This is a genomic window from Mesorhizobium sp. 01N446 (assembly GCF_056399285.1).
This window is the reverse complement of sequence record NZ_JBFTRA010000013.1, coordinates 40,598-63,971: the sequence shown is the minus strand read 5'-3', so window position 1 is coordinate 63,971 and position 23,374 is coordinate 40,598. Positions and strand designations below refer to the sequence as shown.

Below are 23,374 nucleotides of genomic sequence, written 5' to 3'. Positions count from 1 at the left end.
GGGACACAAGCCCGGACGCAGCCATGTGGCTCAGGCGCCAACCGGCGGGGCCGGCCTGAAGCCTACATGCTCGACGATGACGCGATATCGGGCATCGGCCCGCAACCCCTTGAAGGCTCGCTCGATGCGGATGCCCAGCATATCGTCCTCCTTGCGTCGCATCGCCTCTTCGAGGTAGCGGATCGCCTCGTCGTTGCGCCCCAGCATCGCCGCGGTGCACGCCACCTTGTAGGCGGGCTCCAGGTTCCTTTCATATTGGCGGATCTGCTCGGCATACATGGCCGACAACAGTCCCTCGCCGCCGGCTTCGCGCAAACCTTTCTCGGCGGCGTCGGCAATGGCCATGCGGGCGCCGTTGTTGGCGATCCCGGCGGCGCGCCGGTATTCACGCAGGAAATCGGTGAAGCGGCCCTGATCGAGATAGATGGTGGCCAGATATTCAGGCGGAGACCGCAAGTTCGGTTCGGCCTTGGCCAGCTGCTGCAGGATCATCACGGCATCATCGACCCGGCCGGCATAAAACAGGATGAGCGCTTTGTTGGCGATGATGGCCCGGGATTCCGGGTTCAGCGCCTGGGCTTTGCCTATCTCCGCCAAGGGGGTGGCGGTCTCGCCCGTCACCATCAGGGTCAGAGCGTACCAATGGTGGGTCTGCGCGGCATTAGGATCGAGCCGGATGGCACGCTCGAACAACTCCCTCGATCGCTGGAAATCCTTCGTCCAGTAGAAGGTGGTGAAGGCAAGGGCGGCATAGGCGCCGGCATTGTCGGGGTCGAGCGAGATCGCTCGTTCGGCGGCGGCGACGGCGCGTGGATAGGCCTCGTTGGCCGGCATCAGCGTGAACTGGCTGATCGTGTTGTAGGCCTCGGCCAGTTTGACATAGGCATCGGCATAATTCGGGTCGAGCGTCGTCGCCTCGGTCAGCAGCTGGATCGCATGGGTGAAGCCGTCGGCCTGTCGGGTGCCGAGATGATAGACGGCGTCGAGGTAGAGATCCTGGGCCCGGGAATCCGGGCGGTAGATGATCCGTGCCGGGGATGGATCGACATGCTGCATGGCCAGCGTGCCGGCGACCGCAAGCAACACCAATCCAACCACACCGAAGGCCAGAGCCGAGATTTGGGGCCATTTCGAAAATCCGGCCGAAGCGGCTGGGGCGGTCGTTTGCGCAATCGCAGCCAAGGGCGGCGCGACCGGTTCTTCGGCCAAGGACTCGACATCGTCGGATGCGACCGGCTCACCGCCCCGCAGCCAGGTTTCGAGCTCGTCCGTATAGGCAAACACCAGGCTCCTGGCGCCGCCGGAAATGCGGTGCACGGGCAGCCCGCGCTGTTGCTCCCAGCGCCGCACCGTGCGCTCGTCGCGTCCGAAGAACGCGGCGATTTCCTTCCAGTCGCGAAGGCGACGGTCGCGCTTGCTCGTCAAGGCCATTGTCCCCTAATGCCCGTATCTGCCCGCATTCGCCTGATGCCGCCAACATCAGGCCGGACTAGCATCGCCGTCGACATCAGAGCTTCGATGCCAGCCGACGGCTCCTGCCGGCGGACAGCATTGCTTGGCCTATTGCAGGTTTCAACCCGGCGAAAAGGTGGGGGCGTTTGCGCCGCTTCCAGGCGGCTCAGTAGGTGGTGCGGCGCTCTTCCGAGGGCGGACGGCCAAACTGCAGCCGATAGCTCTGGGCGAAATAGGAATGCGAAGTGAAGCCGGTCGCGATCGCCACGTCGAGGATCGGCATGTTGGTCTGGCGCAGCAATTCGCGCGCCCGCTCCAGCCGCAGCCGCATGTAGTAGCGGCCGGGCGTGACATTGAGGTGGCGCAGGAACAGGCGCTCCACCTGGCGCACCGAAAGACCGGCCGATTTGGCGAGTTGCACCGCCGAGAGCGGTTCGTCGAGATGGTCGGCCATCAGTTCGACGATGCGCCTGAGCTTCTCCGACTTGCCGGTCAGGTCGCGTTCCGGCCCGACGCGCTGGCGGTCGCCCGCCGAGCGGATGCGCTCATGCTGGAACTGGTTGGCGACGCCATTGGCAAGGTTCGAGCCAAAATCGCCGCGCACGATCTCCAGCATCAGGTCGATCGAGGTGGTGCCGCCGGCGCAGGTGTAGCGTTTGCGGTCGATCTCGAAGACATTGCCGGTGCAGTTGATGTCGGGGAAGCGCTCCATGAAGCCGGCGCGGTTTTCCCAATGGATGGTGCAGCGGTAACCGTCGAGCTGGCCGGCCTCGGCCAGCAGATAGGACCCGACCGACAGCGCGCCAAGCGCGTTGCCGCGGCGGCCCCAGCTGCGTAGGGCCGCCAGAACCTTGCTCTTGCCGGGAAATTCGGTCGTCAGGCCGACCGAGACGAAGAGAATGTCGACAGGCGGCAGGTCGGCGACGCTGTAGTCGATCTTGAGCGGCAGGCCATTGGACGCCATCACCGGATCGCCATCGGCCGACACCGTCGTCCAGCCATAGAAATCGCGGCCGAGCAGGCGGTTCGCCGAACGGAACGTGTCGATCGCGGCGGCCAGCGAGAACATGGAAAACTTGTCGACCAGCAGAAAGGCGAACTGCCGGCCACCTTGAACGGGATCAGTCACGACCGGCCGTTCCGGGGAAATGGTGGGGTTCGGCAAAACTGGCGCTTTCAGGGTCAACCCGGGCTCAGAAGGAGGGCCGCTTCAATCCGGCCGCAAGGTAGGCAGAAGCTAACGTATTGGCCATCAGCATGGCAATGGTCATCGGCCCGACACCGCCGGGCACCGGCGTGATGGCGCCGGCTGCCTTGGCCGCCTCGGCATAGGCGACATCGCCGACCAGGCGCGACTTGCCCTCGCCCTTCTCGGGCGCCGGAATGCGGTTGATGCCGACGTCAATGACGGTGGCGCCGGGCTTCACCCAATCCCCCTTGATCATTTCCGGCCGGCCGACAGCGGCGACAAGAATGTCGGCGGTGCGGGCAAGCGCCGGCAGGTCCTTGGTGCGGCTGTGGGCGATGGTGACGGTGCAGTTGGCGGCCAGCAGCAGATTGGCCATCGGCTTGCCGACGATGTTGGAGCGGCCGACGACGACGGCGTTGAGGCCGGACAGGTCCTTGCCGCGCACGCGCTCGATCAGGAGCATCGAGCCGGCTGGCGTGCAGGGAACGAAGGCGGTGTCGAGTTCGCCCGTGCCGAGCTTGCCGACATTGATGAAATGGAAGCCGTCGACATCCTTCTCCGGCGCGATCGTCTGGATGATCTTGCCGGCATCGATATGGGCAGGCAGCGGCAGCTGCACCAGGATGCCGTTGACAGCAGGATCGGCATTGAGCTCGCCGATGATCTTGAGCAGCGCTTCTTCAGAAGTCTCGGCCGGCAACGTGTGCTGGAGCGAATGAAAGCCGCATTCCTTGGCCGTGCGCGACTTGGACGCGACATAGACCTGGCTCGCCGGATCCTCGCCGACGATGACCACGGCGAGACCGGGCTTGGCCTTGCCCTTGGCGACCAGCTCAGCGGTCAGCGCCTTGACCTTCCGCACCACATCCTCGGCAACGCTCTTTCCGTCAATCACTTCGGCCATGAACCATCCTCAACCCTGTTTCGCCCGACGCCGCTTTCGAGACCGCAATGTCCTGGCGCCGGCAACATGCAGCGCGGCATTGTCACGAAAATTCCGGCACGCAATCCCGTCAAAGCGCCGTCCCATGCCGTTTACGCGAAAACCAGGATGGTTTTGTTCGGCCTCGTCGACGTATCTTGTGGCTCAGAAGTAGCGGCGGCGGGCGCGGCTCTCGGTGAGTTCGCGCACCGCCTCGCGGAATTCGCGCAGGCTGGCGCGGATTTCCTCGATCGGCGCCTGTTCGGCGGTTTCCTCAACCGGCGAAGGCTCCGCCAGCGGCTGGGTTGAATAGGCCGGTGACTGCGGCGGCGCGGGCTGCGGCGGGTACGGCATATGCCCGGCATAGGGCGCCGTGCCCTGGGCATCGGGGCTGCCTGCCGTCGGCGCCTGCCATGGCGGCGGATAGAGCGGCTGCAGCGGCATTATCGGCGACCGCGACGGCGGCCCCATCGGCTGGGAATAGGCGGCATCGAAGCCTGGCGGGAAAGGCGGCCGCGAATAGTCCGACGACCGCGGCATGAAGGCGGACTCCGGGTTTGGGAAGCCGGAGGGCATGGCAGCATCGGCCGGCCGCACATTGCCGCCGAAGGCTGCGAATTCGCTGTCATCGTCCGCCTCAGTGAATGGCTTGCGGGATACGGCGTTGCGCAGTCTCGCCATCAGCCCGGCGATACGCCCGGGCCGTTCGGCGGGGACGGCCTCGGCCTGTGCCAAGGACGGCGGCGGTGCAGGCGGCGGGGGTGGCGCCGGCGGCACCGGTGCTGCCGGAATTGGTGGCGCGGGTGGCGGCGGCGCTGCCCTGAATGCCTGCTCTTCCACAGGCGCCTTGCGGTCACGGCGCGAGCGCGATGTCGCTGTCTCACGCAAGCTTGCATAGGCGCCACGCATGGCGCCCAGACCAACACCGGAGGCAAAGCCCAGGAGCAGGCCGGCAAGCGCCATCACGGCCCGCGATGGACCGTTCGGCTCAAGCGGAACGGAGGGCGGCGAGATGACGGTCATATTGGCGGTATTGATACCCTTCTGCTCGCCAATTTCCTTGGCGCGCAGCAGATATTGTTCATAGACCGAGCGCTTGGCCGCGGCGTCGCGCTCCAGTTCGCGCATCGAAACGAGGTCGCTGTTGACGTCGCCGCTACGGACCTTCATCTGCGCCAGTTGCGACGCCAAGTCCTGTTGGACCTGGATCGAGCGTTTCAGGTCAACCTGCAGCGACGAGGCGATGCGGCTGAGTTCCGCGGCAATGCGATCGCGCGCCCCGGCAATCTGCGCGTTGAGCGCCTGGAGTTCGGGATGACGCGGACCCAGCCGGACCGCCGCGCGATCCGCCTCCTGCTTGAGCGTGGCATATTGGGCGCGCAGATCGCTCATCGTGTTGGAATTGATTTCTTCCGGCAACGTACCGCCGAGCACCGAATTGACATTGATCGAGCGGGCAGAGGCAGCGCGGGCGTTCAGCTCCGCAGTGCGGGCACGAGCAACGGACAGTTGCTCGTTGACCTTGAGCATTTGATCATCGCTGATCAGGTGGCCCTGCGCGTCGACAAGGTCGTGCGTGGCCCTGAAATCCTCGACCTTGCGCTCGGCCGTCTCGACGCTTTTGCGCATCTCCTCGAGTTTCGCCGTCAATTCGTTGTTGGCCCGGCCGGYGGTGAGGGATTGAAATTCACCCGAGGTCTGCAGAAAGACATCCGTCATCGTTTCCGCGATCAGCGCCGATTTCTGGGCGTTCTGCGTGGTGACGCCGATCACGATCGTGGAGGTCTTGCCCGCGCGCTCTACCGAAAGGCTTTCGGCCAGATTGCCGACGGCAAGCGACAGGCGACGCGGTTCATCGCCACCGCCCGGTCCGTCGTGGCGCAACAGGATCGAGCGGATCAGTGACATGACACCCAGACCGCCCGTGCCTTGGCCATTGAACTCCGGGTCGTCGGCAAGATTGAGCTTGTTGACGACCTTGCCCAGCACCGTGCCCGAGGTCAGCAATCTGATCTGGTTTTCGACATTGACGAGTGTCGCGTCGGGAACAACCGCCATCTGGGTGAGATCACGGTCCGAGAGTTTCAGGTCGCGCGGATCGACGACCAATTCGGTCATCGATTCATACTTCTTCGGCGTCGACAGCGCGATCGCGATGCCGAGCCCAGCACCGATCAGTGTGGTCGTGATGATCAGCAATTTCGACCTGGCAATGCCGCGCACCACCTGCATCGGATCGATCAGCGGCTTCCACTGCTGATCGTCTGCGCGATCGCCGGAGGATGCATCCGCTCCGCCCTGACGGCGGGATCCAGAGGTGTCATCCGGGCGAGTGCTGAGGGAAGATTCTTCAAAAGACTGCCTTGAGTACGGCTTGGCCGGCGGCAGATCGCCGGTGTCGGCGTCCGCCTGTGAGCGCCAGGTGTCGTCCCGTGCAGCCGCTTCCGGCGGCTCGTCCGGCGATAACCGCCCTGCCCCGGCGGCGGACTGCGTTGGGTTCGCCCGCGCCTCACGCTGCGAGCGGGCAAGGCGGTGGCGCGTGGCGGCATCCTCGCGCCATGCCGAATCCGCGCGATCGCCTATCGAGACCAGGGATGCGTCATCCTCACCGCGCATGGCCTGGCCGAGCGCCAGCAAGGAACGCTCGCGCCTCCAGTCCTCACGGTTTTCCCTGTCGACCATGTTCTTGGAGCTTCACTCTTTGGCCGCTGGGCAGCGGCGGTCGGCTATTCGTTAAACCACGCTAAACAAGCATAGGAAACAAAAGGTTAATTTTGGCCGGCCAGCGGGTAAGCTTTTCATAACCTCAAGCGCTGGAATTTCAGCGCATCCGGGCCCCAGAACGGCACGTTAAGCTTTCCCGCCTATGGCTTCCCCAGACATGACCGAAGCTCGCGGCATACCGCAAAGGCGTAGTTTCGCCCGGATCGGCACTTTCGTGGCCGAGCGACGGGGGCTGGTGCGCGACTATTTTTCGGCGATCAGCGGCGCCGGCGGGCGATTGGTGTTTTCGCTGGCCTATTTCATCGCGCTCGCCAACACTTTGTCCATCTCCGAATTCGGCATGTTCGCCACCGCATCGGCGGCCGGCGTGATGCTGTCGCGGATCCTGGCCTTCGGTTTCATCTCGGCACTCTATCGCACCGCCACCATCCGCCCCAATCTGATCGGCACCTTCACCGCCGGTTTCCTGCTGCTCGGCATCGTCTCGCTGCCGCTCCTGGCCGCGGCCTCGTTCGGCGTCTACCTGATCTTCTTCGCCGGCACCGTGCCGCTGTCGGTGTTTTCGGCAATCGTGTTCGCCGAAGCGCTGTTGTGGCGGCCGGTGGAGGTAGCGCTGATCGTCAACAACGGGCTGGGCAAGTTCGGCCGCGCCGCCATACTGGCAATCCTTGCAACGGCGCTGCGGGCGCTTGGCGCGGTGCTGTTCATGGTCTCGGCGCAGCACAGCATCTGGGCATGGTCGTGGTTCTATATCGGCGCCAACGCCGTCTCGCTGGTTGTGGCTTTCGGCTGGTTCTATCCGCGCCAAAGACTGCGGCTGCGCATCGAACTGTATCTGCGGCGGCTTGCCGATTCCATCTACGTCGCCGGCGCCGAAGTGCTGTTCTACCTGCAGTCGGAATTCGACAAGCTGCTGGTGCTGGCGATCGGCGGCCCGCATCTGGCCGGCATCTATGCCATCATCATGCGGCTGGTCGACCTGACCGCGATCCCGATCCGCACCTTCTCGATGATGCTGGTGCAGCGCATGATGCGCGCGCCGGACCTCCTGTCGCGGCTGGCGGTCAAGAGCGGCATCGAGGGCGGTGTCTTCCTGGTTTCGACGCTGGCGCTGCTGGCGCTCGGCATCGTGCTGCATTTCTTCCCCAACGCGCTCGGCAGAAACGTCTCCGAGGCCGCGCCGCTGGTGGCGTTGGCGATCTGCGTTCCGGGGCTGCGCAATCTGGTCGAATATCAGGCGGAGCTTCTGTTCGCGCGCGGCCAGACAGCGGTGCGGGCGCTCAATCTCGGCCTGCTCGCCGCGCTGAAGGCGCTGCTTTTGACCTATGTGCTGACCACCATCGCCGATACGTCGACGCTGGTGCTGTCGCTCAACATCGTCTTCCTGCTGCTCTATCTCGCCTCGATGCTGCTGACCTATTCGGCGCTGCGCAGGCCCGCGAAGGCGATCTAAATTCAGCCAGCCAATCCGATCAGGCGGCGGATGCGGCCGATATCGGTGCCGATGAAGGATTGCATGCCGATCGCCACCTGCTCCGGCGCCATGCCGGCAACGAAGCGGCGGAACTCATCGTCCGACAACGCCTCGCCCGTCCAGTGGACGCGGCAGAATTCCTCCGAACCGTGGAAGTGCCCGCCGCCGTCCAGCAGATCGTCGACATAGCGGCCATAGATCATGCATTCGGAGAATTTGCGTGCCGAGCCGACGACTTCGACCCAGTCGCGGCCATGGGCCTTCTCGATCTGGCCGCACATGGCAAGCACGGTGTCGCGGCGCCAGGCGATCAGGGTCGAGATATAGTCGTGAGCCGACGTCCGCGATGAGTCGATGCCGAGCGCGGAACCCGCATTGCGCGACCAGATGCGATGCTCGTCGTGACCGCCATCGGCAAGCACGCCGTCGCGGCGGAACAGCCGCACTTTGCCGTCACGCCAGAAGACCGAGCAGTCGAACGCCTTCAGGAACGCGACGTCGGAATCGCAGAAGACCAGAACGTCTTCCCTGGCATGCGCCGCGATGGCGATGCGGCGCAATTGCTGTACATGCCAGCCGCGCAGCGGCTGCGTTTTCAGGCTGAGCCAGACGCGCCGGCGAAACAGGCTGAGCGGGTCGTCGAAAGCGCGCAGCCAGCGCGGCAGCAGGTCTCGCTCGTCGACAACAGTGCGCCGGCTGGTCTCCAACTGACGGAAGAGCGCGACATCGCGGTGTTCGACCAGGATGTAGTGGTGCGCAGCCCCGGAAACATGCCAGTCAAGCGTCTCGCACAACAAGCGGCAGCGCTCGAAATCCGGCGCGTAGCTCGCCGTCACCACGGCCGCCGTCGGCGTCTTCGGCAGCAAGCCGGGGCCGGCAAGGGTGTCTGGAACGAACCTTTTGTTCAACGGCGCTCTCCGGCCGTCTGCGCGCCACGCGACCATCTCTGCTTGGCGACCCGCCACAGGAACACTGGATTGCCGACCACGTAGCGGCGCCAGAGCCGGGCCGGCTCGACCGCCAGCCTGAACAGCCATTCCAGGCGCAGGCGGCGCATCCATAGCGGCGCGCGCGGCACCGAGCCGCTCAGGAAATCGAGCAGCGCACCGACCGCGACCGGCATCGTGCAGTGGCGTTCGTCGATATGGCGCGCGATCCACAGTTCCTGGCGCGGCACGCCCATGGCCACCAGCAGCATATCCGGCCGCAGCGCCGCGATCCGGCCGATGATCTCCGGCTCCTGCGCGGCGGAGAAATAGCCGTCATGAATGACCACGAAATTGTGCTGCACGGCAAGGGCCGCCAGCTTGACCGACGCGGCCTCGGCGTTGACGCGCGTCGCGCCGAGCAACCCCACGGTCAGCGGCCGCGTCGAGGCCTGCAGGAAGGCCGGCACGAAATCGGTGCCGTTGAGATTGTCCGGAAACGGCGCGCCATAGAGAAGCTGCGCGGCGAGATCGACGCCGATGCCGTCCGGCAGGATGAGGAAATCGTCGAGCGCCTCGGCGAAGTCCGGGTCCGAACAGGCGATGTTGGCGTTGTGGGCGTTGAGGAAGCTGACCTTGGTGAAGCGGCGCTCGGCGATCAGCCGGTTCAACAGAGCGACGGCATCGTCCCAGCGGATGGCAAGCACCGAAATGCCGAGGATCGTCTTCAAGCTGTCGAGCCCGAAGGCGGCGCGGGCGGTGTGCATGTTCATGCAAACACCTCCTGCCTGACGGCCCCGAGTTTTTCCAAGCCATGCCGGATGGCGACATCCAGCGCCGTGACCTGCTGGCGATGGAAGGCGCCGCCATCGACGTCCCTGATATCGGTCGCCGCAGCCTCCAGGGCCCTGGCGAAACCGGCCGGATCGTCGGTGACGACGCAATTGTCGGGGCGATGGTCGATGCCGCGCAGCGAGCGGCTGGTGGCGACCGAGGGCAGGCCGAGTTCGAAGGTCTCGATGGTCTTCAACTGCACGCCGCTGCCGGCGGTGCTGATCAGCGGAATGACGGCAGCACCCGACACGAAAGACGTGGCATCAGGGACACGGCCGACAAACGCGACACCTGGATGCGCCGACGTGACGCCGGAAGGCATGTGGCCGGCAATGCGGATGCGAAAATCGGAACGCAGATGCGGCACCACCTTGCCCAGGAACCAGTCGAGGCCAATGCGGTTCGGCTGCCAGGTCCAGGTGCCGATCAACGCGGCGTCGCAGTCGATCCGGCGCGGACCATTCCGACCTGGCGCCTTGGCCCCGGTCACCAGGGGCAACGCCGCCGAGCGGTCATCGGAGGCGACGCCGAGTGCCGCGCGGTCTTCCTCGGCGAGCGTGAAGACAAAGCGCGCGCGGCGGCAGAGACGCTCTTCCACGATCTTGAGCAGCCTTGCCTCACGGCGGAACAGCAGGCGCTGGAACAGACTACCGGCGGCAGCCGCGTTCTCCCGCGCCGAGAGATGCTCGACATTGTGGGCGACGAAGATCGAAGGCTTGTCTTTGAAGAGCTTTTCGAAGGCGCCGGCGAACTGCACGGAATTCAACACATAGCCATCAAACGGACCGGCTCGTTCGAGAGCGGCCTGGACATCGCGGTCGGACACCGCGCGCAGCTTGACCGACGCGAAGGTAAGGCCCGACAGCATTGCCTTGCCGACCCAGGCGAGCTTTTGCAGGGCAGAAGCGCTTTCGGTGCGCACGTCGATCGCACCCAGCACCACGGTGTTTTCCGGGTCGGCCGCGGCCTTCCCGGGCCAGGTGAAGCCTATGACCGTGACGCGCGCGCCAGCGCGCCGCAAAGCAGCGATGATCGCGGCATTGGCGATCTCGTAGCCCGAGGCGAGAGCGCCATCGGGCACGATCGATGTGGCGAACAGCAGATGCATCTCACCTATCCTGTGGTGTAGCCGGTAGCAAAGCGCGGTGAACCCTTGATTAAGCGAGCACGGTCAGTGCCCGAAAGCTCCTGCCTGGCGGGCCTCTCCGCGCAAGGTGATTAACGAAACCTTATCATCGTAGTGCTACCAGAGCGCGACTCACCATGTGGCTGGACACGGATGATCCCTTTGCCATCAGATGGTTCGGTATCGATCGCTGGACGGTCTCCCCGGCTTAACGTCGAGGCTGTCGAAGCGGTCGTCACCTTGCCGACCTTCAAGCGGCCCGAACAGGTGCTGGAAACGCTGGCGTCGCTGCGCGCCCAGCGGACCGGCAGGCGCTTTGCCGTCATCGTCATGGAGAACGAAGCCGAGGCGCGGGAAGGCGCCAAGGCGGTGCTGCCGCTGTTCGAGCACGGCGAGATGCCGGGGATGGTCATCATCGCGCATGAGCGCGGCAATTGCGGCGCCTACAATGCCGGCTGGCAGGCGGCGGTTCTGCACTTTCCCAACTTCAGGCATCTGCTGGTCATCGACGATGACGAGATCGCCGATCCGCACTGGCTGGAACGCATGTGCACGGCTGCCGAGACGCTCGGCGCCGATATTGTCGGCGGCCCGCAGGTGCCCGTCTTCGCAGACGCTGCCCATGTGAGATGGGCCGAGCATCCGGTGTTCGCGCCGCCCTACCGGGAAACCGGGCGCGTGCCGGCGCTCTATTCGTCCGGCAATCTTCTGGTCGGGCGCAACGTGCTGGTCGCCATGGGACCGCCTTTCCTCGATCTGAAATTCAATTTCATGGGCGGCGGCGATTCCGACTTTCTCAGCAGGTCGGCGCAAAGAGGCTTTGTGCTCGGCTGGTGCGCGGAGGCCAAGGTTCGCGAGAGCGTCCCGGCGCGGCGCGTCGAGGCCGACTGGATCCGCGCCCGCAGCCTGCGCAACGGCGTGATCTCGACACTGGTCGAGAAGAAGAAGCGCGCCGGCACGCCGCTGGCCGGCGCCAAGGTGTTCGCGAAGAGCCTGGCGCTGCTTGCCGCCGCGCCGTTTCGCGGCCTGATCCGGCTGGCGCGGACCGGATCGCCGGCGATCGCCATCTACCCCGTCCATGTGGCGCTCGGCCGCGTGTTGGCCGAATTCGGATATGCCAATGAGCAGTATCGCCAGCCCGAGAAAAACTGAGCGCGCCCCGCTCAGCGGCGCGTTCACGCGCGACGGCGTGGCGACGGCTGTCGCCGCACTGCTGTTCACCGTCATCATGGTGTCCTTCCGCCCGTTCCAGCCGGCCGGTGCCGAACTCACCGGCGACGGCGGCGACATCGTCAACCAGCTCGGCTTCGGTTCACTCGGCGCCATTTCGATCTTCTCGCTGATGGCCTTTGCCGATCCGCGCATCGTGCGCTCGCTGCTCAGCCCGTCCTGGGTGCTGATGTTGGGCTTCTTTTTCCTGTCGGTCGTGCTGGCGACAGACCCGCCCTCGGCGATGCGCGCCGCGTCCTTCACCATGATCGGCATCCTGACCATGGCAACGATCCTGGCGCTGCCGCGCGATGCCGAGTCCTTTTCGAAAGTGATCATCTTCACCGCCGTGGTGGTGATGGGACTTTCCTATGTCGGCCTGATCGTCTTCCCGCACGAAGCGCTGCACACGGCCGATTCCCAGGAGCCCGAGCATGCCGGCCTGTGGCGCGGCGTGTTCACCCACAAGAACATCGCCGGCCCGATCATGGCCTGCTTCAGTTTCGCCGGCCTCTATCTCTACCGGCGCGGGCAACGCTGGTGGGGCGCGGGCATCTTCTGCGCGGCGATGATCTTCATGCTGCACACCGGCTCCAAGACCACTGCCGGCCTGGTGCCGTTCTCGATCCTGATCGTGATGTTTCCGAGCCTGATGGGCATGCGGCTCGGCACGCCGATCCTGTTTGCGCTGGCGATCATCGCCACCGCAGTCGGCACGCTGGGCATCGTCTTCCTGCCGCCGGTGAAGCATCTGGCGGCGATCTATTTCCCCGACCTGACCTATACCGGGCGCACGACGCTGTGGGAGTTCGCCGGCTCGATGCTGGCGAAGAAGCCATGGACCGGCTACGGCTATGAGAGTTTCTGGGGCACGCCGCTGCTGCTCAACCAGGACCAGCCCTTCGACAGGCCGTGGGACATCCGGACCATCGTGCACGGCCATGACGGCTATCTCGACATCGCCGTGCTGATGGGCATCCCTGCCCTTTGCGTGGCGGTCTACACTTTCCTGATCGCGCCGCTGCGCGACTACATGCGCATTCCGCTGCGCAAGGAAAACATCTATCTCGGCGACTTCTTCATGATGGTGGTGCTGTTCACCGCGCTCAATGCTTTCCTCGAAAGCTTCTTCTTCCATCGCGGCGACCCGGTCTGGCTGTTCTTCGTGCTCGGCGTGCTTGGCCTGAGGCAGGTGTCGCTGCGGCCGATCGCGGTGCGCAGTCTTTCCCGGCCAGCCTGACAGGGGCTTCCCCAGAGAACCGCGAGCGTCTATGTCAAAGCCTCCTTCGGAGGGCTTTCGATGACGATCAGGCTTGTTCTCGCCGGCTGCGGCAATATGGGTTACGCCATGCTCTCGGGCTGGCTGAAATCCGGCAAGCTTGCGCCGTCGGCGGTCTTCGTGGTCGAGCCCAATGCGGAGCTGCGCCAGCGCGCTGCAACGCTTGGCTGCGCCACATCAGCGGATGCCAGTGAGATTCCAGCCGATGCGGTGCCCGATCTCGTCGTCATCGCGGTAAAACCCCAGGTGATCCGCGACGTCACCGCCGACTACAAGCGTTTCGGCGACGGCCGTACCACCTTCGTCAGCATTGCCGCCGGCACGCCGGTCGCCACCTTCGAGGACATCCTCGGCAACCGCGCGCCTGTCGTGCGCTGCATGCCCAACACCCCGGCTTCCATCGGCAAGGGCATGATGGTGGTGTTTTCCAACCCGCTCGTCTCCGATGACACCAAGCGCTTTGTCGCCGACCTGCTGTCGGCGAGCGGCGAAGTGGCCACCATCGACGATGAAGGCCTGATGGATGCGGTGACGGCCGTATCGGGATCGGGGCCAGCCTACATCTTCCATTTCATCGAAGCGCTGACCGTGGCCGCCGAAAAGGCGGGACTGCCTACGGCAACCGCCAGGCTGCTCGCCATGCAGACCGTCTATGGCGCCGCCTCGCTCGCCGTCGAAAGCCAGGAAGACCCCGGCGTGCTGCGCCAGCAGGTGACCAGCCCGAACGGCACGACGGCTGCAGCTCTTGGCGTTCTGATGGGCGAGGATCGGTTGACCGATTTGCTGACTCAGGCGGTTGAGGCGGCGCGACTGCGGTCAATCGAGCTGGGGAAGTAAGCCCTCAGTTCGCTCCGTACAGCATCTCGTCCTGCAGCCGGCGCAAGGCGAACAGCCTCGTCGTCCGGTCGGGCGCGGCATTGTCGGCGGTCAGCAACTCGCCCTTCCTGACCTGTTTCAGCACTTTGCCGCCCTCGAGCAGGCCGACCGGTACGGCGTGCTGGGCGCGGGCTTCGCCGACGGTCATCGTCCAGGAGCGATAGCAGGTCTCGCCGATCGCATCGAAGCTCTCGCCGGCTGCCAGGTCGCGCTTGGCGACCGCGCAGACTTCGGCGACCGGCCTTGGCAGCGGCACCATGTCGGGCTTGCCGGACAGCATGATGCGGGCGGCGGTCAGCGGCACTTCGAGTGACGTCAGATGATAGGGCCGGAACAGGCTGTAATAGGGACCGTGGCCGATATGCAGATCGTCCATGCGCTCGATGATGCGCGGATGCGTGGCCTCGACGATGACGAAGACGCCGGGCGCCACGCCCTTGCCGATGGTGTAGTCGACGACGCCTTTTTTCAACAACAGCCCGCCATCCTCGCGCGGGATCAGCACCTTGACGAGATCGTCGCGGTCGGCCTTCGGGCCGTGCATGCCCGGGACGTCGGGCACCAGGCCGGTGGCGTTGGCGATGGCGCACATCTCGACCATGGTTTTCGAGCCGTCGACGAACTCGACCAGCATGCGCGGGTTCATGTTGCGGCGGATCGCTTCCTCGCGATAGTCGTCGGGCATGGCGTCGTGGTTGAGCGGATTGTTCTTGCCCTTGCCGGCCGAGACGATGGTCAGGCCGAGTGCGGTGGCGAACTCGATCAGCTCCATGCAGCTCGACGGCTCGTCGCCGGCGCCGACCGAATAGACGACGCCGAGCCGATCGGCCTGCTGCTTGAGATAGCAGCCGATGGTGACGTCGGCCTCGACATTCATCATCACCAGATGCTTGCCGTGCTCCATCGCCATCAGGTCGAAATCCGCGGCGACGCCCGGCTTGCCGGTGGCATCGATGACGACGTCGATCAGCGGATTGGTGACCAGCATCTCGTTGGAGGTGATGGCGATCTTTCCCGCCTCGATGGCTGCGGTGACTTTGGATGCCGCGTCTGCCTCGACCGCCATCGCCTCGTCGCCATAGGCTATGCGGATGGCGTCACGCGCGGTGTGCGGGCGGCGGGTGGAGACGGCGCAGACCGAAATGCCCGGCATCAGCATGCCTTGCGTGACAAGGTCGGTGCCCATTTCGCCCGAACCGATGACGCCGATGCGCACCGGACGACCCTCGGCGGCACGGCTGGCGAGATCGCGGGCAAGCCCGGTCAAGGCGACATTGGTCATGGGTGAGATGTCCACAGCTTCTTCGTTTGCGGCCGGATTAGCAGGGACAGGTCGCGTGTGCCAATGAAACCGGGCGCGAGCGGCGATTCCCGGCGAAAATGACCGGGGAAAGGCATCTGCGCTCTCGCCGATTGGCCCAAAGGGTTGCCAATTGACATTGTTGTGAACAGCCCCAATAAAACATTCGTTTGCTGACAAAGGCAAATGTTCATCGAAACGAACGCTCGGAGGGGCATTCGTCTCACTGCAATCTGGGGAGTGCCTTTGCGCCGAGCTGGCGGCAAAGGCGTTGAATGAGATCAAGGAGCATCGCGAGGCATAGGCTCGGGGCTCCAGGGGAGGAAGAATGGATACTGTTCTCGCTGGCCTCAAGGGGGCCATCGACACGCTCGGCGCGACAATCCTGCTGCCGATCGTCATTTTCATCATAGCCGTGGTCTTGGGCGCCAAGGTCAACAAGGCCTTTCGCGCCGCCGTCACCATCGGCGTCGCCTTCATCGGTATCAATCTCGTGCTTGGCCTGATGTTCACATCGATCGGCGACGTCGCCAAGGCCATCGTCACCAATACCGGCATCCATCGCGACATCATCGATGTCGGCTGGCCCTCGGCGGCGGCGATCGCCTTCGGCTCGTCGGTCGGCCTGTGGGTCATTCCGGTCGGCATCCTGGTCAACATCGTGCTCTTGCTGACGCGCATGACGCGCACGCTCAATGTCGACGTCTGGAATTTCTGGCACTTCGCCTTTGTCGGCTCGCTCGTCGTCGCCGCCACGAACAATCTGGCCTATGGCATTGCCATTGCCGCCCTCGTCGCGGCGCTCTCGCTGCTCTTCGCCGACTGGTCGGCGCGCGCGGTGCAGCAGTTCTACGGCGTGCCCGGCATTTCGGTGCCGCATCTCGCCTCGGCGCAGATCCTGCCGATCGCCATCATCCTGAACTGGATCATGGACCGCATTCCCGGCATCAACCGCATCAACATCAACACTGAAACCATCGAGCGCCGCTTCGGCGTGTTCGGTGAGCCTGTCGTGCTTGGCCTGATCATCGGCCTCGTGCTCGGCGCCATCGCCTTCTACAATGCGGGCGATCTCGGCACGGTGCTGGCCAAGGTGCTGGGCACCGGCATGACGCTGGCGGCGGTGATGCTGCTCCTGCCGCGCATGGTGAAGATCCTGATGGAAGGCCTGCTTCCGGTTTCCGACGCGGCGCAGGAATTCGTGCGCAAGCGCACCGGCGACCGCGAGCTGCTCGTCGGCCTCGATTCGGCGATCCTGATCGGCCATCCCGCGGCGATCTCGTCGTCGCTGATCCTGGTGCCGATCGCCATCATCCTGTCGGTGATCCTGCCGGGCAACCGCGTCATCCTGTTCGCCGACCTGGCGGTCATCCCGTTCATCGTCGCCATGACCGCGCCGCTGGTCAAAGGCAATGTGTTCCGCATGGTGGTGATCGGCACGGTGACGCTGGCGATCGGCTTCTATGTCGCCAATGCGCTGGCGCCGCTGTTCACAAGTGCGGCCGTCGCCTCTGGCTTCAAGCTGCCGGCGGATGCGTTGCAGATCACCTCGGTGGTCGACGGCTTCCTGTGGGTTCCCTATGTCATTATCGAGGCGATCCAGGGGCTGGGGCTGGTCGGTATCATCGTGATCGCCGTGGTCATCGCGGCGCTGTTCGTCCTCTATCGCCGCAATCCGCTCGGCTGGGAGCGGGCGGCGGGCGCCGAGGACGAGCCGGCCGAAGGCACCGCCTAACCGCCATCGCCTTCAATTCGAAACGATCGTGCGCCCTCTGCGGGCGTACGATCCACAACGGAGCAAGACATGTCCGACGGCCTCTTGCAGCTTCTGGATCCCGAAGCGATCGTGCTCGGATCCGATGCCTCGACCAATGAGGAGATCATCCGCGTCCTGGCCGGCCGGCTGGAAGCACTGGGCTATGTCAAAAGCTCCTATGCCGATGCGGTCGTGCGCCGCGAAATGACCATTCCGACGGGGCTGCCGCTGGAGCGCGCCGACAATGTCGCGGTGCCGCACACCGATCCCGAACATGTGCTGAAGCCCGGCATCGCCATGGGCACGCTCAAGAAACCAGTGACCTTCGCCAACATGGAAGACCCCGACGAGAAGCTGCCGGTGGGCTTCGTCTTCCTGCTTGCCATCAATGACAAGGACAAGCAGATTGAAGCGCTGCAGTCCGTCATGGCCACCATCCAGAATCCCGACGCATTGGACGGCTTGAGGTCGGCCAGGACGCTTGACGACGTGCGCGCCGTGCTCGGCTGAAACCCAAGGAGAAGCAAGAGATGTCCAGACAGAAAACAATTCTCTTTGCCTGCGGCACCGGCATCGCGACGTCGACCGCGGTCAACGTCGCCGTCACCGAGGCGATGAAGAAGCGCGGCCTCACTTTCAACGCCCAGCAGGCGAAGGCCACCGAAGTGCCGGGGCTGGCCGACAGCGTCGACTTCATCGTCGCCACCACGCCGATCTCGGCTTCGGTAACCAAACCAGTCATCAAGGGCCTCGCCTTCCTCACCGGCGTCGGCAAGGACAAGGTGCTCGACGAGATAGAGGCGCAGCTGCGCAAGTAGTCGCGGGCGACGCAGCCTGGCGACCAGGCTGACCTCAAACCACTCTGACGTAGCTCGTCATGCCCGACTTCTGGTGCTCGATGATGTGGCAGTGCAGCAGCCAGTCGCCGGGATTGTCGGCGACGAAGCCGAGGCTCACCTTCTCGTTGGGCTGGATGAGATAGGTGTCCGATATCAGCGGCTCAACCTGCCGCGTCGAGGACGACAGCACCTTGAAGCTCATACCGTGCAGATGCATCGGATGCGATTGCGGTGTCAGGTTCTCCATGTCGATGACATAGCTCTTGCCGACCTTCAGTTCGGCCAGCGGCGCGGTCGGATCTGATGTATCGCCTGGCCACGGCACCTTGTTGATGGCCCAGAAACTGTAGCCCAGTGAACCGCAGATGCCGTCGCTCGGTACGTTTTCCGCCGTGGCGCTGAGCGCCAGGGAAATATGCTGGGCGGCTGTAAGATCGACCTCCGCCACCGGATTGACCTCCAGCGGAGCAACTTCGCGAACATCCCGCTTGAGCGAACTGCCCGTCGCGCGCAGGGTCGCCAGGATCTTGGGCTTGGTGCCCCTGAGATCCCGCAGGCTCACCAGTGCGCCTTCCTGGTCGGGCATGCGGATGGCGAGTTCCATCCGCTGCCCCGGCCCAAGCAGCAGGGCATCGGGTGAAAAACGCTGGGGCACGGGATTGCCATCCAGCGCCATCACGATCGCCTCGGCGCCGTCGACGCGAAAGGCATAGATGCGCGTGACGTCGGTGATGGCGACGCGTAGCCGCACCAGCCCTCCGGCAGGGGCGTCATAATGCGGCTGATCAAGCCAATTGGCGGTGCGCACCGTGCCGTATGTGCCGGTTTTCGCGGCATCGCGCGGCCGGAACTGGTCGATGAACTGGCCGTCGTCGCCGAGACGCCAGTCGCGCAGATTGAGGACGAATTCGGCGTCGAATTTCGGATCGTTCGGATTTTCCACCACGATCACGCCGGTCAGGCCGTGGCCCATCTGCTCCAGCGTGTTGCAATGCGGGTGGTACCAGAAGGTGCCGGCATCGGGCGGGGTGAAGGCGTAGTCGAAATGATCGCCGGTGTAGACATAGGGCTGCACCAGGAAGGGCACGCCATCCATCTTGTTGGGCACGCGAATGCCGTGCCAGTGGATGGTCGTGGGATCATCCATGGCGTTGACCAGACGCGCCGCGAAGGGTTCGCCCTTCTTCATCCTCAGCACCGGCGGCATTCCGGCGTTGCCATAGGTCAGCACATTGTTGGTCGGGCCGATGTCCATCAGCCTGGCCTGGACCTTGGCCGTCTGCAGCACTACCGGCTCCGGGCTGGCGGCCGCCAAGCTGGCAATCCTGCCGATGGCCGAAAGCCCAACTCCGGTTGCGCCAGCGACGGCGGCCGTTTTCAAGAGCCCGCGGCGTGTCCATCCGGTCATTCGGCGCTCCAACTGCAAAGCCTGGGATTTATCGTCGCCTTGGATCACAGGCGAGCCGCCAGTGCAAATGCCGATATTGGCACACCGCGTCTCGTCATGACGGCAGGATGAGACGACAGAGCCTGCCGCCCTACTCCGCCGCTTCGGCATACTGCGCGGGCACATAGTTGAGGATAGGCCCGAGCCAGCGCTCCATTTCCACGAGCGGCATGTCCTTGCGGCGTGCATAGTCCTCAACCTGATCGCGCTCGACCTTGGCGACGCCGAAGTAATAGCTTTCGGGATGCGCGAGATAGATGCCGGACACGGACGAGCCCGGCCACATCGCGTAGCTTTCGGTCAGGCTGACGCCGGCATTGCGCTCGCCGTCGAGCAGCCGGAACAGCGTTGCCTTCTCGGTATGGTCTGGCTGCGCCGGATAGCCCGGCGCCGGGCGAATGCCGCGATAGGGTTCGCCGATCAGGTCGTCCGGCGCCAACTTCTCGTCGGCAGCATAGCCCCAGAATTCCTTGCGCACCTTCTCGTGCATACGCTCGGCGAAAGCTTCGGCAAAGCGGTCGGCCAGCGCCTTGACCATGATCGAGGAGTAGTCGTCATTGGCCCGCTCGAAACGCTCTGATATCGCAACTTCCTCGATGCCGGCGGTGACGATGAAGCCGCCGACATAATCGGGCTTGCCGCTCTCGGTCGGTGCCACGAAATCCGAGAGCGCGACATTGGCCTTGCCGTCGCGCTTGGTCAGTTGCTGGCGCAGTGTGAAGAAAGTCGCCAATTCCTTCGTGCGCCCCTCGTCGGTGAACAGCCTGATGTCGTCACCGACGGTATTGGCCGGCCAGAAACCGATGACGCCACGCGGCGCGAACCATTTCTCGGCGACGATCTTCTCCAGCATCGCCTGCGCGTCCTCGAACAGCTGGCGCGCTGCCGGCCCCTGCGCCTGGTCTTCCAGGATCTTGGGATAACGCCCCTTCAACTCCCAGGTCTGGAAGAACGGCGTCCAGTCTATATAGCGTGAGAGCTCGGTCAGATCCCAGTTCTCGAACACCTTTACGCCCGTGAAAGATGGCTTCGGCGGCTGGTAGGCGGACCAGTCGACCTTGTGCGCATTGGCCCTTGCCTTGGCCAGTGGCAGCCGTTGCTTGTCGGCCTCGGAGCGGGCATGCGCGTCAGCAACCTTCTTGTACTCGGTGCGCACCGTCTCGACGTAATCCGCCTTGCTGTCGTTGGACAGCAGCGCCGAAACCACGCCGACAGCTCGGCTGGCATCGGTGACATAGATAGTCTGCCCCCTGGCGTAGCGCGGGTGGATCTTCACCGCCGTGTGCACGCGGCTGGTCGTTGCGCCGCCGATCAGCAGCGGGATGTCGAAACCCTCGCGCTCCATCTCGGCGGCCATATGCACCATCTCGTCCAGCGACGGCGTGATCAGGCCGGAGAGACCAATGATGTCGACATTTTGCTCGCGCGCCGTCTGCAGGATTTTTGCCGCCGGCACCATGACACCGAGATCGATGATCTCGTAATTGTTGCAGGCGAGAACCACACCGACGATGTTCTTGCCGATGTCGTGGACGTCGCCCTTCACCGTCGCCATCAGGATTTTTCCGGCCGTCTGGCGCTCACCATTGTCGATGCCGTTGGCGGCGTTGGCCAGCTTCTCGGCTTCCATATGCGGCAGCAGCCCGGCCACCGCCTGCTTCATCACCCGCGCCGACTTCACCACTTGCGGCAGGAACATTTTTCCCGCGCCGAACAGGTCGCCGACGACATTCATGCCGGCCATCAGCGGGCCTTCGATGACGTGCAGCGGGCGATCCGAGGCGAGCCGAGCTTCCTCGGTGTCGGCGTCGATGAATTCGGTGATGCCGTTGACCAGCGCATGCGAAATCCGCTGCTCGACCGTCCATTCGCGCCAGGCGAGATCGCGCTCCTGCGCTTCCTTACCCGCCGTGCCCTTGAAGCGTTCGGCGATCTCCAGCATGCGTTCCGTCGCGGTGCCGCCGGCCTTGGGCATGCGGTTGAGCACGACATCCTCGCAGGCCTCGCGCAACTCCGGCTCGATCGTGTCGTAGACGGCAAGCTGGCCGGCATTGACGATGCCCATATCCATGCCGCGCTGGATGGCGTGGTAGAGGAGCACCGCGTGCATCGCCTCACGCACCGGCTCGTTGCCGCGAAACGAGAAGGACAGGTTCGACACACCGCCGGAAATGTGGGCATGCGGCAGCGTCGAAGTGATCTCACCGGTGGCCTCGATGAAATCGACTCCGTAATTGTCGTGCTCCTCGATGCCGGTGGCGACCGCGAAGACATTGGGATCGAAGACGATGTCCTCGGGAGGGAAGCCGGCCTGTTCGGTCAGGAGCTTGTAGGCGCGGGTGCAGATCTCGACCTTGCGCGCCTTGGTATCGGCCTGGCCGGCTTCGTCGAAGGCCATCACGACCACGGCAGCGCCATAGGCTCGCACCAACCTGGCATGATGCAGGAATGCTTCCTCGCCTTCCTTCATGGAGATCGAATTGACCAGCGGCTTGCCCTGCACGCATTTGAGCCCAGCCTCGATGATCTCCCATTTCGAACTATCGACCATGACCGGGACGCGGGCGATGTCCGGCTCGGCGGCGATCAGGTTGAGGTATTCGACCATGGCCTTCTTCGAGTCGATCAGGCCCTCATCCATGTTGATGTCGATGATCTGGGCGCCATTGGCGACCTGATCGCGCGCCACGTCGAGCGCGGGAACATAGTCGCCGGCCGTGATCAGCTTCCTGAACTTGGCCGAGCCGGTGACGTTGGTGCGCTCACCGACATTGACGAAGGGGATCTCGTCGGTCAGCGTGAATGGCTCCAGTCCGGACAGGCGCATCTTGCGCTCGATCTCGGGGATGGCGCGCGGCGGATGTTTCTTCACGGCCTCGGCGATGGCGCTGATATGGTCGGGCGTCGAGCCACAGCAGCCGCCAACGACATTGACCAGCCCCTCGCGCGCAAAGTCTTCGATCTGCGCGGCCATGAATTCCGGGCTCTCGTCATACCTGCCGAACTCATTCGGCAGGCCGGCATTCGGATAGGCGCAGACGAAGGTATCGGCGGCACCGGAAATCTCGGCCAGATGTGCGCGCATGGCGCTGGCGCCGAGCGCGCAGTTGAGACCGATGGTGAAGGGGCTGGCATGGCGCACCGAATGCCAGAAGGCGGTCGGCGTCTGGCCCGACAGCGTGCGCCCGGAAAGGTCGGTGATGGTACCCGAAATCATCACCGGCAGATGCACCCCCTTCTCAATGAAGATCTCGTTGCAAGCGAAGATCGCCGCCTTGGCGTTCAGCGTGTCGAAGATGGTTTCTATCAGGATGATGTCGGCGCCACCGTCGATCAGGCCGCGCAGCTGCTCGCCATAGGCCAGCCGCAACTCATCGAAGGTCACCGCGCGATAGCCGGGATTGTTGACATCAGGCGACATCGAGGCGGTGCGGTTGGTTGGTCCGAGCGCGCCGGCGACGAAGCGGCGCTTGCCGTCTTCCTTCTCAGCCCGCTTCGCCGCCCGGCGTACCAGCCGCGCGCCGTCGCGGTTCAGCGCATAGACGGCATCCTCCATGCCGTAATCGGCCTGGGCGATCGAGGTCGACGAGAAGGTGTTGGTCTCGAGAATATCCGCACCGGCAACGGCATATTGATAGTGGATCTCCTCGATCGCTTTCGGCTGCGTCAGGATCAGCAGGTCGTTGTTGCCCTGCTGGTGGCAGGCGCAGCCGGCAAAGGCCTCACCGCGGAAATGATCTTCGTCGAAGCCAAGCCCCTGGATCTGCGTGCCCATGGCGCCGTCGAGAATGAGAATGCGTTCGCGTGCCACCGCGGTCAGTGCCGCGAGCACTTCCGAGCCGTCGGGTTTTGCCACGACGGGGCCGAACAGGTCATCCAGCGAGGCGGAATGCTGCGACATTTTCTATCCTTTTGGCGACCATTGTGCCCATGTCACATAAGGATATCTTTATGTCAATATACGCTTCTCGCTAGACGGAGTCACGCGCCATTGCAGGTGCCAGAGCAACAAACGTCAAAA

17 protein-coding genes are annotated in these 23,374 nt (G+C 64.3%); 7 read left to right on the top strand and 10 right to left on the bottom strand.

Annotation, left to right across the window (positions count from 1 at the left end; all coding sequences use genetic code 11):
• Nucleotides 1-30: 30 nt before the first annotated feature.
• The 4 genes from AC1DPX_RS31935 to AC1DPX_RS31920 form a co-directional block, all read right to left on the bottom strand.
• Entirely contained in the window at nucleotides 31-1,425 is a 1,395-nt protein-coding gene (locus AC1DPX_RS31935; RefSeq protein ID WP_477241799.1) for a TPR end-of-group domain-containing protein, read from the bottom strand.
• Between the two features lie 193 nt (nucleotides 1,426-1,618).
• Nucleotides 1,619-2,617, bottom strand: a complete 999-nt coding sequence (locus AC1DPX_RS31930; RefSeq protein ID WP_446721225.1) for a GlxA family transcriptional regulator — start codon at nucleotides 2,615-2,617, stop codon at nucleotides 1,619-1,621.
• Nucleotides 2,618-2,645: 28 nt separating this feature from the next.
• Nucleotides 2,646-3,545 carry a bifunctional methylenetetrahydrofolate dehydrogenase/methenyltetrahydrofolate cyclohydrolase FolD gene (folD, locus tag AC1DPX_RS31925; protein ID WP_477241797.1) on the bottom strand — a complete coding sequence of 300 codons (900 nt, stop codon included), beginning with the start codon at nucleotides 3,543-3,545 and terminating at the stop codon, nucleotides 2,646-2,648.
• Between the two features lie 183 nt (nucleotides 3,546-3,728).
• Nucleotides 3,729-6,245 carry a GumC family protein gene (locus AC1DPX_RS31920; RefSeq protein ID WP_477241795.1) on the bottom strand — a complete coding sequence of 839 codons (2,517 nt, stop codon included), beginning with the start codon at nucleotides 6,243-6,245 and terminating at the stop codon, nucleotides 3,729-3,731.
• 199 nt (nucleotides 6,246-6,444) lie between these two features.
• Here AC1DPX_RS31920 and AC1DPX_RS31915 point away from each other — a divergent pair, with 199 nt between their 5' ends.
• Nucleotides 6,445-7,740, top strand: a complete 1,296-nt coding sequence (locus AC1DPX_RS31915; RefSeq protein WP_477241793.1) for a lipopolysaccharide biosynthesis protein — start codon at nucleotides 6,445-6,447, stop codon at nucleotides 7,738-7,740.
• Nucleotides 7,741-7,742: 2 nt separating this feature from the next.
• Here AC1DPX_RS31915 and AC1DPX_RS31910 read toward each other — a convergent pair whose 3' ends face one another.
• Genes AC1DPX_RS31910 through AC1DPX_RS31900 form a run of 3 tightly spaced genes read right to left on the bottom strand, consistent with a single transcriptional unit; the run spans nucleotide 7,743 to nucleotide 10,629 of the window.
• Nucleotides 7,743-8,669: a DUF6492 family protein gene (locus AC1DPX_RS31910; protein ID WP_477241791.1), complete on the bottom strand. Its 927-nt coding sequence runs from the start codon at nucleotides 8,667-8,669 to the stop codon at nucleotides 7,743-7,745.
• On the bottom strand, nucleotides 8,666-9,460 hold the full coding sequence (locus AC1DPX_RS31905; RefSeq protein ID WP_477241789.1) for a WecB/TagA/CpsF family glycosyltransferase: 795 nt from the start codon (nucleotides 9,458-9,460) through the stop codon (nucleotides 8,666-8,668). The genes AC1DPX_RS31910 and AC1DPX_RS31905 overlap by 4 nt, the downstream gene beginning before the upstream one ends.
• Nucleotides 9,457-10,629, bottom strand: coding sequence for a glycosyltransferase (locus AC1DPX_RS31900; protein ID WP_477241787.1), 1,173 nt, complete (start codon nucleotides 10,627-10,629; stop codon nucleotides 9,457-9,459). Before AC1DPX_RS31900 ends, AC1DPX_RS31905 begins: the two co-directional genes overlap by 4 nt.
• A 171-nt stretch (nucleotides 10,630-10,800) precedes the next feature.
• Here AC1DPX_RS31900 and AC1DPX_RS31895 point away from each other — a divergent pair, with 171 nt between their 5' ends.
• Genes AC1DPX_RS31895 through proC form a run of 3 tightly spaced genes read left to right on the top strand, consistent with a single transcriptional unit; the run spans nucleotide 10,801 to nucleotide 13,972 of the window.
• Nucleotides 10,801-11,799 (top strand): glycosyltransferase family 2 protein, encoded by a 999-nt coding sequence (locus AC1DPX_RS31895; protein ID WP_477241785.1) that lies wholly within the window; start codon nucleotides 10,801-10,803, stop codon nucleotides 11,797-11,799.
• Nucleotides 11,768-13,096, top strand: coding sequence for an O-antigen ligase family protein (locus AC1DPX_RS31890; protein WP_477241783.1), 1,329 nt, complete (start codon nucleotides 11,768-11,770; stop codon nucleotides 13,094-13,096). Before AC1DPX_RS31895 ends, AC1DPX_RS31890 begins: the two co-directional genes overlap by 32 nt.
• A 60-nt stretch (nucleotides 13,097-13,156) precedes the next feature.
• Nucleotides 13,157-13,972, top strand: a complete 816-nt coding sequence (gene proC, locus AC1DPX_RS31885) for a pyrroline-5-carboxylate reductase (protein WP_477241781.1) — start codon at nucleotides 13,157-13,159, stop codon at nucleotides 13,970-13,972.
• A gap of 4 nt (nucleotides 13,973-13,976) precedes the next feature.
• Here the strand turns inward: proC and AC1DPX_RS31880 are convergent, their stop codons facing one another.
• Nucleotides 13,977-15,293 carry an NAD(P)H-dependent oxidoreductase gene (locus AC1DPX_RS31880; RefSeq protein WP_202356112.1) on the bottom strand — a complete coding sequence of 439 codons (1,317 nt, stop codon included), beginning with the start codon at nucleotides 15,291-15,293 and terminating at the stop codon, nucleotides 13,977-13,979.
• A gap of 346 nt (nucleotides 15,294-15,639) precedes the next feature.
• On the opposite strand from AC1DPX_RS31880, the gene AC1DPX_RS31875 reads away from it, so the two are divergent.
• The 3 genes from AC1DPX_RS31875 (at nucleotide 15,640) to AC1DPX_RS31865 (ending at nucleotide 17,885) form a co-directional block, all read left to right on the top strand.
• Nucleotides 15,640-17,046, top strand: a complete 1,407-nt coding sequence (locus AC1DPX_RS31875) for a PTS galactitol transporter subunit IIC (protein WP_477241779.1) — start codon at nucleotides 15,640-15,642, stop codon at nucleotides 17,044-17,046.
• A gap of 69 nt (nucleotides 17,047-17,115) precedes the next feature.
• Nucleotides 17,116-17,577, top strand: coding sequence for a PTS sugar transporter subunit IIA (locus tag AC1DPX_RS31870; protein ID WP_202356114.1), 462 nt, complete (start codon nucleotides 17,116-17,118; stop codon nucleotides 17,575-17,577).
• Between the two features lie 20 nt (nucleotides 17,578-17,597).
• Nucleotides 17,598-17,885, top strand: coding sequence for a PTS sugar transporter subunit IIB (locus AC1DPX_RS31865; protein ID WP_202356115.1), 288 nt, complete (start codon nucleotides 17,598-17,600; stop codon nucleotides 17,883-17,885).
• A gap of 34 nt (nucleotides 17,886-17,919) precedes the next feature.
• On the opposite strand, the gene AC1DPX_RS31860 is transcribed toward AC1DPX_RS31865, so the two are convergent.
• Both AC1DPX_RS31860 and metH read right to left on the bottom strand, forming a co-directional pair.
• Nucleotides 17,920-19,314 carry a multicopper oxidase family protein gene (locus tag AC1DPX_RS31860; protein ID WP_477241777.1) on the bottom strand — a complete coding sequence of 465 codons (1,395 nt, stop codon included), beginning with the start codon at nucleotides 19,312-19,314 and terminating at the stop codon, nucleotides 17,920-17,922.
• A gap of 130 nt (nucleotides 19,315-19,444) precedes the next feature.
• Complete coding sequence (metH, locus tag AC1DPX_RS31855; RefSeq protein ID WP_477241775.1) at nucleotides 19,445-23,254, bottom strand: methionine synthase; 3,810 nt, start codon at nucleotides 23,252-23,254, stop codon at nucleotides 19,445-19,447.
• Nucleotides 23,255-23,374: the final 120 nt, after the last annotated feature.

Excerpts from the sequence above, each read along its gene's own strand:
- folD (WP_477241797.1), bottom strand. The coding sequence starts at position 3,545 with ATGGCCGAAGTGATTGACGGAAAGAGCGTTGCCGAGGATGTGGTGCGG.
- AC1DPX_RS31915 (WP_477241793.1), top strand. The coding sequence starts at position 6,445 with ATGACCGAAGCTCGCGGCATACCGCAAAGGCGTAGTTTCGCCCGGATC.
- AC1DPX_RS31905 (WP_477241789.1), bottom strand. The coding sequence starts at position 9,460 with ATGAACATGCACACCGCCCGCGCCGCCTTCGGGCTCGACAGCTTGAAG.
- AC1DPX_RS31900 (WP_477241787.1), bottom strand. The coding sequence starts at position 10,629 with ATGCATCTGCTGTTCGCCACATCGATCGTGCCCGATGGCGCTCTCGCC.
- AC1DPX_RS31895 (WP_477241785.1), top strand. The coding sequence starts at position 10,801 with ATGATCCCTTTGCCATCAGATGGTTCGGTATCGATCGCTGGACGGTCT.
- AC1DPX_RS31890 (WP_477241783.1), top strand. The coding sequence starts at position 11,768 with ATGAGCAGTATCGCCAGCCCGAGAAAAACTGAGCGCGCCCCGCTCAGC.
- proC (WP_477241781.1), top strand. The coding sequence starts at position 13,157 with ATGACGATCAGGCTTGTTCTCGCCGGCTGCGGCAATATGGGTTACGCC.
- AC1DPX_RS31880 (WP_202356112.1), bottom strand. The coding sequence starts at position 15,293 with ATGACCAATGTCGCCTTGACCGGGCTTGCCCGCGATCTCGCCAGCCGT.
- AC1DPX_RS31875 (WP_477241779.1), top strand. The coding sequence starts at position 15,640 with ATGGATACTGTTCTCGCTGGCCTCAAGGGGGCCATCGACACGCTCGGC.
- AC1DPX_RS31870 (WP_202356114.1), top strand. The coding sequence starts at position 17,116 with ATGTCCGACGGCCTCTTGCAGCTTCTGGATCCCGAAGCGATCGTGCTC.
- AC1DPX_RS31865 (WP_202356115.1), top strand. The coding sequence starts at position 17,598 with ATGTCCAGACAGAAAACAATTCTCTTTGCCTGCGGCACCGGCATCGCG.
- AC1DPX_RS31860 (WP_477241777.1), bottom strand. The coding sequence starts at position 19,314 with ATGACCGGATGGACACGCCGCGGGCTCTTGAAAACGGCCGCCGTCGCT.
- metH (WP_477241775.1), bottom strand. The coding sequence starts at position 23,254 with ATGTCGCAGCATTCCGCCTCGCTGGATGACCTGTTCGGCCCCGTCGTG.